This is a genomic window from Micromonospora sp. CA-248212, assembly GCF_050948405.1.
In the GTDB taxonomy this organism is placed as follows: Bacteria; Actinomycetota; Actinomycetes; order Mycobacteriales; family Micromonosporaceae; genus Micromonospora.
Genome location: NZ_CP192023.1, coordinates 2,968,394 through 2,981,216, shown reverse-complemented (window position 1 = coordinate 2,981,216; position 12,823 = coordinate 2,968,394). Strand labels below are relative to the sequence as shown.

The following is a 12,823-nucleotide window of genomic DNA, read 5'->3' as shown; positions in this document are numbered from 1 at the left end:
GGCACGACCTGACGCGCTGTCGGCCCGTGCTCGCAATCGCCAGTTGCCCGCCCAAACCTAGGAGACGGCATGCGTCGCCCCACAATGATCATTGGATTGATCGTCGGCCTGTTGGTGGCCCTCGGCCTGGCCCCGCCAGCGTCGGCCGCCCCGGCGTTCCGCGCCCTGTTGTTCACCAAGACCGCCGGCTACCGGCACGACTCGATCCCGGCCGGGATCTCGATGATCCAGCAGCAGGCCGCCGCGAACAACTTCGAGGTGGTGGCGACCGAGGACGCGAGCGTCTTCACGGCCGCCAACCTCGCCACCTTCGACGTCGTCATCATGCTCCAGACCTCCGGCATGGTCTGGACCTCGGCCTCCCAGCGCCAAGCCATCGAGGGCTACCTCGCCAGTGGCAAGGGCATCGTGGGCGTGCACAACGCCACCGACATGGGCATCGAGTCTGAGTACCCGTGGTGGGACCAGATGATGAACGGCGGCGCCCACATGCCCGAGCACTCCCCCGGAGTCCTCGCCGGCACCGCCATCGTCGCCGACAAGCAGCACCCCTCGACGGTCGGCCTGCCGGACCGCTGGAGCCGCAGCGAGGAGTGGTACAACTTCGACTCCAACCCGCGCGGCAACGTGCACGTCCTGGTGACCGCCGACGAGCGCACGTACAACCCGGGCTCGCGGGCGATGGGCCCGGACCACCCGATCTCGTGGTGCCGCAACACCGGTGGCGGACGGGTGTGGGCCACCGCGATGGGCCACGCCATCGACTCCTACAGCGAGACCTACTTCCGCAACCACGTCCTGGGCGGCATCAAGTGGGCCGCCGGCAACCTGCCCGGCGACTGCGGCGGCACCGTCTGGGGCAACTTCGAGAAGCGCACGCTCGACGACAACACCGCGGACCCGATGGCGCTGTCCGTGCTGCCGGACGGTCGCGTCCTGTACGTCCAGCGGGGTGGCCAGGTCAAGATCTTCAAGCCGAGCACGAACAGCACCGTCACCGCCGCCACACTGAGCGTCTACACCGGCGGTGAGGACGGCCTCACCGGCGTCGCGATAGACCCCGCGTTCGCCAGCAACGGATACGTCTACCTGTACCACTCACCCGCGAGCAGCTCGACCGACGTCAACCGGGTGTCCCGCTACACGCTCTCCGGTGACACGCTCAACCTGTCCACCGAGGCCCGGATCATCGACATCCCCGCGTACCGGGACCGGACCTTCGCGGAGCCCGGACACACCGGCGGCTACATCGACTTCGGCCCGGACGGCAACCTCTACATCGGCACCGGCGACGACACGCCGCCCAACCTCGACCCCAACTGGCAGGGGTACGCCCCGCTGGACTGGCGCTCGGGCAAGTCCAACCTGGACGCCGCCCGGTCCGCCGGTAACACCAACGACCTGCGGGGCAAGCTGCTGCGCATCAAGCCGTCGGCCAGCGGCGGGTACACCATCCCGACGGGCAACCTCTACCCCCAGGGCACGGCGCAGACCAAGCCCGAGGTGTACGCCATGGGCTTCCGCAACCCGTTCCGCTTCTCGATCGACCCGGTCACCGGCTGGGTCTACCTGGCCGACTACGGGCCGGACCGCAACCCGCCGACGACCAACCGCGGCCCGGAGGGTCTCGTCGAGCTGAACGTGATCAAGACGGCCGGCAACTACGGCTGGCCGTTCTGCCACGGCAACAACCAGCCGTACGCGCCGTTCAACCCGGACACCGGTGTGGTCGGGGCGAAGTTCAACTGCAGCGCGCCGGTCAACAACTCGCCCAACAACACCGGCCTGGTCAACCTCAAGCCGGTCGTCTCGCCGAACATCTGGTACGGCTACCCGGCCTCGACGACCTTCCCCGAGCTGGGCTCCGGCGGGTCGGCCCCGATGGGCGGCCCGGTGTACCGGTACAACGCGAACAACCCGTCGGCGACGAAGTTCCCGCCGTACTACGACGGCGTGCACTTCTTCTACGAGTGGGCCCGCAACTACGTCAAGGAGGTCCACTTCGACTCCTCGACGGCGGTCACCCGGACCAACCCGTTCCTGCCCGGCGGCAACTTCAACAAGCCCATGGACATGGAGTTCGGCCCCGACGGTTCGCTGTACCTGCTGGAGTGGGGCTCGAACTTCGGCGGCGGCAACAACGACTCCGGGCTCTACCGGATCGACTACATCCAGGGCGGCCGGTCACCGATCGCGAAGGCCGTCGGCACGCCGACCAGCGGCAGCGCCCCGCTGACCGTCCAGTTCAGCAGCGCCGGCACAAACGACCCGGACCCTGGCAACACCCTCAGCTACCAGTGGACCTTCGGTGACGGTGGTACGTCCACGGCAGCCAACCCGACACACACCTACACGACCAACGGCGACTACACCGCACAGCTGAAGGTCACCGACAACACCGGCAAGACCGGCTTCGCCAACGTGCAGATCACCGTCGGCAACACCGCCCCGGTGGTCACCATCAACGTGCCGCCCAACGGCGGCATGCTGAACTTCGGCGACAAGGTCTCGTACACGGTCAGTGTCTCCGACCCCGGCGGCGCGGCCATCGACTGCACCAAGGTGTTCGTCAACCCGGCCCTCGGCCACGACGACCACGCCCACGAGACCACCGAGTACCCGGGGTGTTCGGGGACCATCTCCACCGACCTGCTCGGTGGGCACCCCGAGGGCGCGAACCTGTACTACGTGCTCAACGCCCGCTACACCGACAACGGCGGCTCGGGTGGCGGCTCGCCGCTGACCGGCTACGCGCAGGCGATCCTGCAGCCGAAGCACAAGCAGGCCGAGTACTTCAGCAGCCAGTCGGGCATCCGGGTCGTCGACCAGAGCGCCGCGGAGAGCGGTAAGCGCGTCGGTGACATCTCCAACAACGACTGGGTAGCGTTCAACCCGATGAGCCTGTCGAACATCAGCACCGTCAGCTACCGGCTCTCCTCGCCCAGCGGCGGCGGAAGCATCGAGCTGCGGGCCGACTCGCCGACCGGCACCCTGCTGGCCACCACGTCGGTGCCCAGCACCGGCGGCTGGGACAACTACCAGTCCACGGCGGCGACGAGCGTCGCGGCCCTGTCCGGGACGCACACCCTCTACATGGTGTTCAAGGGCAGCTCGTCCAACTGGTTCGACCTCGACGCCTTCACCTTCGGCGGCAACGGCGTGGGGGTGCCCGGCGGCAGCGACCCGGGTACCGGTGGCGTGGCCGGGAAGACCTGGACCCTCACGGCCCAGCACAGCGGCAAGCTGATGGACGTCAGCGGGGTCTCCACCGCCGACGGCGCCCAGGTCGTGCAGTGGGCGGCCACCGGGGGCAACAACCAGAAGTGGCAGGCGGTGGACGCCGGCGGCGGCGCCGTCTACCTCAAGGCGGTGCACAGCGGTAAGTGCCTCGACGTCGTCGGCGGCTCGACCGCACAGGGCGCCTTCCTGCAACACACCACCTGCAACAACTCCAACCAACAGAAGTTCACCGTGACGGCGACCGGCACCACCGGGGTCTACACGGTCAAGAGCGCGCTGAGCGGGCTCTGCCTGGACGTCAACGGCGCCTCGACCGCTGACGGGGCCCGCCTGCTGCAGTGGGGCTGTCACAGCGCCGCCAACCAGCAGTGGCGGTTCACCCAGGTCTGATCACCGGACCTGGCGCGAACGAAGCGCCGGCCACCCGCTCCTGACGACGGGTGGCCGGCGCTCCGGCTTTTCAGCGCCGCGCCGTCAGCGGAGCAGTCCGGCGTCGCGCAGCGCCACCCACAGCCGCTCCGGGACGTCCGCGTCGAAGCGGCGCAGGGTCTCGGTCACCTGGGCCTCGTCCCGCAGGCCGACCACCGTCGAGACCACCACCGGGTGCCGGCGGACGAACGCCAGCGCCGCCTGGGGCAGCGTGACGCCGTGCTCCTGGCAGACCGCCGCGATCCGGCGGGCCCGTTCGATCACCTCGGGCGGCGCCTGCTGGTAGTTGTAGGTCGCGTCGGCCGGCGGCTGGTCACGGGCCAGCAGCCCGGAGTTGTAGACCCCGGCGATCACCACGCCCACCCCCGCGGCCTGCGCGGCCGGCAGCAGGTCGTCGGCCGCGCCCTGTTCGAGCAGGGTGTAGCGGCCGGCGCACATCACCACGTCGATGTCGGTCTCCTGGACGAAGCGGGCCAGCATCGCCGACTGGTTCATGCCGGCGCCGATCGCGCCGACGACCCCCTGGTCACGCAGCTCGACCAGGGCCGGTACCGCCTCGGTCGCCGCCTGCTCCCAGTGCTCGTCCGGGTCGTGCAGGTAGACGACGTCCACGCGGTCCAGGCCGGTGCGGTCCAGGCTGGCCTCCAACGACCGCAGGACGCCGTCGCGGCTGAAGTCCCAGACCCGCCGGTGGTCGGCCGGCACGTCGAACCCCTCGGGGTCGCGGTCCCGCGCGCCCTCGGGCGAGGGTACGAGCAGCCGCCCGACCTTCGTCGACACCACGTACTCGTCGCGGGGCCGAGACCGCAGCGCCGCCCCCAACCGCCGCTCGGACAGGCCGAGACCGTAGTGCGGCGCGGTGTCGAAGTACCGGATGCCGGCGTCCCAGGCGGTGTCGACGGCCGCCGCGAACTCCTCGTCCGACGTCCCCCGGTACAGGTTGCCGCCCTGCGCCGCGCCGAAGCCCAGCGTGGTGAGGCGTACCCCCGGTCGCCGGGGCAGCTCCCGGCCCGTCACGGCTCCCCCAGCCCGTACGCGCGGGCGGCGGTCTCCCGCCAGATCGACGCCTGCTCCGCGTCGGCGAGCGGTTCCAGCAGATCGGCGAGGACGCCGACCCACCGGGTGTAGGAGCTGGCGAGCAGGCACACCGGCCAGTCGGAGCCGAACATGAGCCGGTGCGGTCCGAACGCGTCGAGCGCGTGGTCGATGGCGGGGCGCAGGTCGGCAGCGGACCAGGACGAGCCGTCCACCTCGGTCACCAGGCCGGAGAGCTTCGCGGTGACATTCGGCTCGGCGGCGAGCGCCCGCAGGTTGGCGGGCCAGTCGCCCAGGTCTCCCCTGCCGAGCGACGGCTTGGCGAGGTGGTCCAGGACGAACGACACCTCGGGCAGGTCCCGGACGAGCCGCGTGGCCGCCGGCAGTTGATGGTCGCGGACCAGCAGGTCGTAGGCGAGACCGGCGGCCCCGACGGCCGCGATGCCCCGCCGAACGTCGCGCCGGTCGAGGTACGCCGGGTCGGGCTCGGACTGGACCAGGTGGCGGATGGCGACCAGCCGCTCCCCGCCGCGGGCGGCGCGCAGGCGGTCGAGGCGCTCGTCGATGTCGTCGGCGGCGAGGTTGACCCAGCCGACGACGCCGCCGATGAGGGGATCGTCGGCCGCGATGCCCAACAGGTGTTCCGTCTCCGCCACGGAGGCGATGGACTGCACGACGACGGTCTCGGTGACCCCGGCGGCCCGCGCCGCCGGAGCGAGATCCGCCGGGGTGAAGTCGTTGTCGATGGCCGCCATCGTGTCCGGGTCGATCCACGGTTGCGGGTGCCGGGCGCGGACCCAGAGGTGGTGGTGCGCGTCGATGATGCCGGGACGCCCGGTCGGCGTGGGCCCGGTCATCGGCCCAACCATCCGCCGTCGACGGGCAGGACGGTGCCGTGCACGTAGTCCGACGCGCTGGCGGCCAGGAACACGGTGGCGCCGGCCAGGTCGTCGGCGCGTCCCCACCGGCCGGCCGGGATCCGACCCAGGATGGCGTCGTTGCGTACCGGGTCGTCGCGCAGCGCCTGGGTGTTGTCGGTGGCGATGTACCCGGGCGCTATCGCGTTGACGTTGACGCCGTGTCCGGCCCACTCGTTGGACAGCGCCTTGGTCAGCCCGGCGAGGCCGGACTTGGCCGCCGTGTAGCTCGCGACGTTGATGCCGCCCTGGAAGCTCAGCAGCGAGGCGGTGAAGATGACCTTGCCGTGGCCCCGGTCGACCATCCGCCGGCCGATCTCCCGGGTCAGCACGAACTGGCTGGACAGGTTGACCTGCATTACCCGGTCCCACATCTCGTCGGGGTGCTCCACGGCCGGCGCCCGGGCGATCGTGCCGCCGTTGTTCACCAGGATGTCCACCGGCGCGACCGCCTCGGCCTCCTCGGCCAGCCGGTACACCGCGGCCCGGTCGCCCAGGTCGGTCCGGATGGCGGTGAACCGGCGACCGGCGGCCTCGACGCGCCGTTGGACCTCACTGCCCTCCGGCTCCAACTGCGCCGACACCCCGATGATGTCCGCGCCGGCCAACGCCAGGGCCTCGGCCATCGCCAGGCCGATCCCCCGCCGGGCCCCGGTTACCAGGGCGGTCCGTCCGGTCAGGTCGAACAGGACGCTCATCGCTCCTCCTCCCGCCAGTCGAGCAGCACCTTCATGACACCTCCGCCGGACTCCAGGGCCGTGAACGCGTCCGTGACGCCGGCCACCGGGAGCACCCGGGAGATCAGCTCCTGGGCCGGGATGACGCCCGCCGCCACCAGCCGGATCGCCTCGACGACATCCTCGCGCCGGTACAGCCGCGCGCCCAGCAACTCCAGTTCCCGCCAGAAGAAGCGGTGCAGGTTCACCGGACGTGGCTGCGGGTGGATCGCCACCATCACCAGCCGGCCCCGGGTGGTCAGCACGTCCACCGCCGTGCCGACGCCGGCGGCCGAACCGGACACCTCGAACGCGACGTCCGCGCCCGCGCCGCCGGTCCGTTCGTTGACCAGCGCCACCACGTCGGTCGGCCCCGGGTCGACGGCCTCGATGCCGATGCCCGACGCGACTCCGCGCCGGAAACCGTCCGGTTCGACGAGCAGGACCTGGGCCCCCCGCTCACGGGCGACGGCGGCGATGAGGACGCCCACCGGGCCCCCGCCGACGACGACCACGTGCTCGCCGGACGCCACCTGTGCCCGGCCGACGTCGTGCACCGCCACGGCGACGGGCTCGACGAGCGCCGCGCGGTCCAACGGCAGGTCGTCGGGGAGCGGCAGCACCAGGTCGGCCGGCACCGTCCAGGACGACTGCATCGCGCCGGGCGAGTCGATGCCGAGGAAGTCCATCGCGTGACAGATGTGCGAGTGGCCACGACGGCACGCCGGGCACTGCCCGCAGGCGCGCGTGGGCATCACGGTGACGGGCTGCCCGACCCGCAGATCGGCCACGCCGTCGCCGACCGCGGCGACGCGCCCCGACATCTCGTGTCCCAGGACCGCCGACGCGCCGACCCGGGCGTCCATGTCGCCGTGGAAGATGTGCAGGTCCGTACCGCAGATCCCGGTGTACGCCACCGCGATCCGTACCTGGCCGGGGCCCGGCGGTTCCGGTGCGCGGTCCTCGATCCCGAGGTCCCGTGCTCCCTTGTAGACAACTGCCTTCACTGCTGCTCCGTCTCGACGTGGTTGGTACGTACGGTGCGGGTGACAGGGCGGCCGGAGCCGCGTCCGCGGTGTCGGCGCCACGGACACGGTAATCATCCGACCAATTGCGGTCCAGTGCGGATACGGTCCGTGCCGGCTCAGTGCCGCAGCGGCGCCACGTCGTTCGGGGACGTGACCGCGTCGACGAGCAGGGCCTCGACCCCGGCCGGCACGGCGGCGACCGGGTGCTCGGCCACGGCGAGCAGCCGCTTGCCGGCTCGCTCCGGACGGACGTTCGGGCTGTCGGCGGTCGGAGTCCCCGGACGGTGTCCGGCGGCCGCGATCGCCGCCTCGTCCACCCGTACCCCGAGGCCGGGTGTCTCACCCAGGACGAACGCGCCGTCCTCGACGTGCAGGTCGAGGCCGATACCCGTCGGTGGTCGGAGATCCTGCAACTCGCTGACCAGGTGGTTGGGCACCGAGGTCGCGGCGTGCAGGAGACCGACGGGGATGTTGCCGATGGGGCTGACCGGTAGGTCGTTGGCGTGCGCCAGCGCCGCCACCCGCAGGAAGTGGGTGACCCCCCAGACCGCGGCCGTCTGCACGATGTCGACCGCGCCCGCCGCGATCAGCGGCCGGTACTGCTCCAGCCCGGTGAGGTTCTCACCGGTGGCGATCGAGGCCCGTACGCCCCGCCCCACGGCGGCCAGGCCCTCGGCGTCCCAGCGGCGGACCGGCTCCTCGATCCAGATCAGATCGAGGGTACGTTCCAACTCGGCCACGTGGCGCACGGCCTGCTTGCGCGACCACGCCTCGTTGACGTCGAGCATCAGGCCCGGCCGTCGGCCGTGACCGGCCTCGGTCAGCACCTCCCGGACCAGGCCGAGCCGGTGCCGGTCCCGCTCGATGTCGAGACCGCCCTTGAGCTTGGCGGCCCGCAGGCCGTACCCGGCATAGACCTCGTACTCCGCGACCAGTTCGTCGTCGGTCAGCCCGATGTCGAGACCGGAGGCGTACGCGGGAACCCGCCGGTCCCGCCCGCCGAGCAGGCGCCAGAGCGGCTCACCGGCGATCTTCGCCTTGATATCCCACAGGGCGGTGTCCAGCGCGCCGATCGTCCCGAACACCAGGCCGGCGTGCCCGGCCTTGAACGTCTGCCGCAGCATCCGGTCGTACAGGGTGGACACCGCGCGGGGATCTTCCCCTTCGATGGCCGGGAAGATCTTGTCGATCTCCACGTGCGGCCCGAGGCCGATGCCGTCGATCCCCTCGTCGGTCTCGACGATGGTGATCGGCAGTGTCGTCACGCCGTCGGGGAACACGCCGTTGGCGTCGCCGACGGGTCGGCCCCACTCCTGGACCGTCGTCAGGGTTCGATACCCGGTGATGCGCATGTCAGCCTTTCGTGGAACCAGCGGCGACGCCGTCGGCGATCTGGCGCTGAAGGAACAGGTAGACCGCCAGGACCGGGATCGCGGCGATGAGCACCCCGGAGGCGAAGGTGGGAATGTCCTCGGAGTACTGCCCCCGCAGCGAGGTCACCCCGACCATGAGGGTCCGGTGGTCGGCCGACGGCATCAGCAGCAGCGAGATGAGCACGTCGTTCCAGCAGAACAGCGTGTTGAGGATGCCCACGGACAGCAGCGCCGGAGCGCCCAGCGGCAGCATGATCCGCCGGTAGACGCCGTACACGGTGTTGCCGTCGATCCGGGCCGCGTCGACGATCTCCGCCGGGATGGTGCGGTAGTAGCTGGTCATCAGGAAGACCGTGAAGGGCAGGAACTGCGCGACGTACGCCAGGATCAGTCCCGGGTACGTGTCGACCAGGCCGCTGTCGGCCATCACCCGGGCCAGCGGCACCATGATCACCTGGAAGGGGATGAAGAGCGCCGCGAGGCAGCCGATGAACAGCGCCGTCGAGCCCCGGAAGCGCAGTTGGCTCAGCGCGAAGCCGGCCATCGACCCGAACAGCAGCAGCAGGAACACCGCGCAACCCACCACGAGGATCGAGTTGGCGGTGTACCGGCCCATGCCGACGCTGGTCCACGCCTTGGTGATGTTCTCGAAGTGCAGGGAGTCCGCCAGACCGAAGCGGTCGAGGATGTACTCCCGGCGGGTCTTCATGGCGACGTTCGCCGTGAACAGGAGGGGGTAGATCGTCGCGACCGCGAGGAGCCCCATCGGGATCACGAGCAACCATCTGCCCAGTCGGACGCGGGACATCAGTCCTCCCTCCCCGCGCGTCGGAGCAGCTTGAGCTGGAGCAGCCCGACGACGAGCATGATGACGAACAGAACGGTGGACGCGGCCGACGCGAGGGCCGGTCGGTTCATCCGACCCTGCTGGATCCAGATGTAGTACTCCGGCAGGTAGGTCGAGCCCTCCGGACCGCCACTGGTCATGACGTAGAGCAGGCCGAACATGGACGTCAGCATCCCGATCATCGTGGTCACGAAGACGAACTGGATGGTGCGGGTCAGGCTGGGAATGATCACGTGCCAGATCACCTGGGCCAGGGACGCGCCGTCCACCCGGGCGGCGTCCAGCAGGGCCGCGTCCAGGGTCGCGAAGCCCGCGAGGAAGACGACCAGGGCCATTCCGAAGGTCGCCCACACGTGCACACCGACGACCGCGAACATGGCGACGTCCGGATCACCGAGCCAGTCCACCGGCCCGATGCCCACCGTGGACAGGACAACGTTGACAGGACCGTCAAACGAGAGCAGCAGATTGAAGATCGCGCCGACGATGACCGGGGACAGCACGGCCGGGAAGAAGTAGACGCTGCGGTAGAACCGGTGCCCCGGCACGCGCAGGTAGATGAACGTGGCGAGTAGACCCGGAATGGCCACCGCCACCGGCAGGAGCAGGACCAGCAGTCCCACGTTGCGCAGCGCCTGCTGGAACAGCGGATCCTGGAGCAGGTGGACGTAGTTGTCGAAGCCGACCATCGCCCCGTCGCGGTCGCCGTCGCCGGTGAAGGAGAAGTTGACACCGAGCGCGAGCGGGTACAGCCGCAGCAGCACGAGGATCAGGACGGCCGGGGCGACCAGCACGAAGGGCGCCAGTTGCTCGGCGCGTCGGCCGCCGGCGGCGCGCCGCGAGACGGCGCGGTCGCGAGGCGGCGGTGCGGAGGGCGGGACCCCGCCGGCCCGCCCGGCCGAAGCCGAGCGGACCGACGGGAGCGACTTGCCGATCGTCACGAGATCAGCCCGCCGTGTCCGAGGCGGCCATCTGCTTCACGACCTCGTCCACGCTGATCGAGCCGCTGAGCAACTGCTGCGAGAGGCGGCCCATCAGGTCGAGCGACTTCGAGGAGAGCGCCACGTGCACCGCCGGCTTGCCGGTCTTGAGCGCGGAGACGATCGTGGTGACGGCCGGCCCACTCGCCGACACGTCGATCGTCGTGTCCGCGGTGATCGCGCCGGCGTTGGCGTAGAACGCCTTCAGCGCCTCGGTGGAGCTCAGCGAGCGCACCAGGTCGGCGGCCACCTTCGGGTCCTTGGTCCACTTGGCGACCGCGTACCCGATGCCGCCGTCGTACGGCAGGCTGGGGGTCACGCCGCTGGTCACCGTCGGGGCCATCATCACGCCCAGCTTCTCCGGCGTGATGAACTCGTTGAAGTCCTTCCAGTGCCCGATGTCGGACATGAGGCCGATCATGTGGGCGGCCTTGCCGGACTGGAACACGGCGAACGCGTCGTTGAACAGGGCGGTGGAGTTCGCGCCGTCGTTGTTCAGCTTGGCGGTGCCGGTCTCCTTCCACAGCTCGAAGAGCCGCTTGACGTTCGGCGACTTCCAGTCGCGCTTGCCGGCGATCCAGTTGTCGTATTCCTGCGGGGTCAGCACGCCCGATGCCATGGCCGACAGGAAGAACTGGATGCCGTAGCCCTCCTTGTTGCCGACGGAGAAGCACTTGGCGCCGGTCTGCTTGGTGATGACACCGCAGTTGGCGACGAACTCCTGCCAGGTCGTGGCGGGCTTCGCCGGGTCGAGACCGGCCTTCTCGTAGAGCGTCTTGTTGTAGTAGATCGGGTGGCCCTGCAGCGTCACCGGAGAGGCGTACGTCTTGCCGTCCTTCGCGAACGCCTCCCAGCCGGCCAGCCGCTGCCGGTCCTCGCCGACGTACTCGTCGAGCGGCTGGAGCGAGGCCACCCGGTCGCGGATCTGGCCGCCACCGTTGAACAGGATGACGTCCGGCCCCTTGCCCGACTGGAGGGCCGCGCCCAACAGCGTGTAGTACTCCTCGAACGGCTGGGCGACGAACTCGACCTTGACGTCCTTGTGCTTCTTGGCGAAGTCGGCCTTGGCCTTCTCCACGTACTGGGCGGAGCTGGCCTCGCCGGACTTCCAGTCCCAGACGACCAGCTTCTTGTCCGAGCCTTCGGACGATGAACCCGAACCTGTCGCGCTTCCACAGCCTGTCAGGGCCAGCCCTGCAACGAGGACCGCGGACCACACTGCTCGTTGCTTCATCGTTGCTCACCTTCATATGGGGAGTGGCCGAGACGCCGGCCGTCGATGCAAGATTGACGAGAACGTAACTCGTATGACGTCTGACGTCAACGGTTGCCCGTACACTGGGGCGGACTTGTGGGCCCGCTCCCGCGGCCACGCGGAGGTGAACGTGACGACATCGAACCAGTCGGCCGTCAACGGCACGGCGACACCGAACTGGACGCGTCGCCCGACGAATCTGGCCCAGGCGATCACGGCCGAGTTGGTGACCCGCATCGTCCAGGGAGCACACCCCTCGGGCACGCCACTGCCCCCCGAGCCGGTGCTCTGCGAGACCTTCTCGGTGAGCCGCACCGTCATCCGGGAAGCGGTGAAGATCCTGCAGGAGAAGGGGCTCGTGCAGGTCCGCCAGGGCAGCGGAACGCTCGTCACCCCACCCTCGTCGTGGGACATGCTCGACGAACTCGTCCTCGCGGCGACCATCGCCGAGGACGACACCCTGGCGATCCTGGACGACCTGGTGGTCACCCGCCGGGTGCTGGAGTCCGACATGGCCAACGTGGCGGCCCGCCTCGCCGACGAGGCGGCGATCGACCGGCTACGCGCCCTGGTGGACCGCATGGACGAGCTGGTCGACGACCACGTCACCTACCAGGAGCACGACCGCGCCTTCCACGACACGGTCATGCAGGCGTCCGGAAACCGCATCGCCCGGGGTGTCGTCCGGTCCCTGGAGAGTCAGGTCGTCAACACCGCCCGGTACATGGGTCAGCCCGAGCGGGCCATGTGCGTGGCGTCGAACCAGGGGCACCGGCGCATCTACGAGCGCATCGCCGCCCACGACCCGGACGGCGCCGCGCAGGCGATGTTCACGCACATCACGGAGGCGTGGCTGGTGCGCCGCAGCGGACCGGGGAGCCCCACCCGGTTGCAGCGCTGACCGCTCCACCGACCCCTGGTGCGAGCCCCACGCCGCCCCGTCCGTGAGGCCGGAGCGAAATCCAGGTCCATCCATCGCTTGAGAATGTTAGCGATAACAGAC

10 protein-coding genes are annotated in these 12,823 nt (G+C 70.1%); 2 read left to right on the top strand and 8 right to left on the bottom strand.

The features are described from left to right. Positions 1-69 precede the first annotated feature (69 nt). Positions 70-3,630 (top strand): ThuA domain-containing protein, encoded by a 3,561-nt coding sequence (locus tag ACQP03_RS14215; RefSeq protein ID WP_357121293.1) that lies wholly within the window; start codon positions 70-72, stop codon positions 3,628-3,630. A gap of 84 nt (positions 3,631-3,714) precedes the next feature. Here the strand turns inward: ACQP03_RS14215 and ACQP03_RS14210 are convergent, their stop codons facing one another. The 8 genes from ACQP03_RS14210 to ACQP03_RS14175 all read right to left on the bottom strand — a co-directional run bounded on the left by ACQP03_RS14210 (position 3,715) and on the right by ACQP03_RS14175 (position 11,799). After that, on the bottom strand, positions 3,715-4,686 hold the full coding sequence (locus ACQP03_RS14210; RefSeq protein WP_357172124.1) for an aldo/keto reductase: 972 nt from the start codon (positions 4,684-4,686) through the stop codon (positions 3,715-3,717). Beyond that, positions 4,683-5,561, bottom strand: coding sequence for an amidohydrolase family protein (locus ACQP03_RS14205; protein WP_357121287.1), 879 nt, complete (start codon positions 5,559-5,561; stop codon positions 4,683-4,685). The genes ACQP03_RS14210 and ACQP03_RS14205 overlap by 4 nt, the downstream gene beginning before the upstream one ends. Next, positions 5,558-6,319 carry an SDR family NAD(P)-dependent oxidoreductase gene (locus ACQP03_RS14200; protein WP_357392732.1) on the bottom strand — a complete coding sequence of 254 codons (762 nt, stop codon included), beginning with the start codon at positions 6,317-6,319 and terminating at the stop codon, positions 5,558-5,560. Before ACQP03_RS14200 ends, ACQP03_RS14205 begins: the two co-directional genes overlap by 4 nt. Continuing rightward, a complete protein-coding gene (locus ACQP03_RS14195) occupies positions 6,316-7,344 on the bottom strand; it encodes a zinc-dependent alcohol dehydrogenase (RefSeq protein ID WP_433460967.1) in 1,029 nt (342 codons plus the stop codon). The genes ACQP03_RS14200 and ACQP03_RS14195 overlap by 4 nt, the downstream gene beginning before the upstream one ends. Positions 7,345-7,481: 137 nt before the next feature. Then, positions 7,482-8,717, bottom strand: a complete 1,236-nt coding sequence (locus ACQP03_RS14190; protein WP_357121278.1) for a mandelate racemase/muconate lactonizing enzyme family protein — start codon at positions 8,715-8,717, stop codon at positions 7,482-7,484. Position 8,718: 1 nt separating this feature from the next. Then, entirely contained in the window at positions 8,719-9,546 is an 828-nt protein-coding gene (locus ACQP03_RS14185) for a carbohydrate ABC transporter permease (RefSeq protein ID WP_355050068.1), read from the bottom strand. Continuing rightward, entirely contained in the window at positions 9,546-10,526 is a 981-nt protein-coding gene (locus ACQP03_RS14180) for a carbohydrate ABC transporter permease (protein WP_357121272.1), read from the bottom strand. Before ACQP03_RS14180 ends, ACQP03_RS14185 begins: the two co-directional genes overlap by 1 nt. A 4-nt stretch (positions 10,527-10,530) precedes the next feature. Then, positions 10,531-11,799 (bottom strand): ABC transporter substrate-binding protein, encoded by a 1,269-nt coding sequence (locus tag ACQP03_RS14175; RefSeq protein WP_357121269.1) that lies wholly within the window; start codon positions 11,797-11,799, stop codon positions 10,531-10,533. A gap of 151 nt (positions 11,800-11,950) precedes the next feature. Between ACQP03_RS14175 and ACQP03_RS14170 the strand changes: the two genes are divergently transcribed. Beyond that, entirely contained in the window at positions 11,951-12,721 is a 771-nt protein-coding gene (locus tag ACQP03_RS14170; protein ID WP_357121266.1) for a FadR/GntR family transcriptional regulator, read from the top strand. Positions 12,722-12,823 lie beyond the last annotated feature (102 nt).

Bases quoted from the DNA above. Each gene is read 5' to 3' on its own strand.
- ACQP03_RS14175 (WP_357121269.1), bottom strand. From the start codon at position 11,799: ATGAAGCAACGAGCAGTGTGGTCCGCGGTCCTCGTTGCAGGGCTGGCC.
- ACQP03_RS14190 (WP_357121278.1), bottom strand. From the start codon at position 8,717: ATGCGCATCACCGGGTATCGAACCCTGACGACGGTCCAGGAGTGGGGC.
- ACQP03_RS14215 (WP_357121293.1), top strand. From the start codon at position 70: ATGCGTCGCCCCACAATGATCATTGGATTGATCGTCGGCCTGTTGGTG.
- ACQP03_RS14205 (WP_357121287.1), bottom strand. From the start codon at position 5,561: ATGACCGGGCCCACGCCGACCGGGCGTCCCGGCATCATCGACGCGCAC.
- ACQP03_RS14200 (WP_357392732.1), bottom strand. From the start codon at position 6,319: ATGAGCGTCCTGTTCGACCTGACCGGACGGACCGCCCTGGTAACCGGG.
- ACQP03_RS14185 (WP_355050068.1), bottom strand. From the start codon at position 9,546: ATGTCCCGCGTCCGACTGGGCAGATGGTTGCTCGTGATCCCGATGGGG.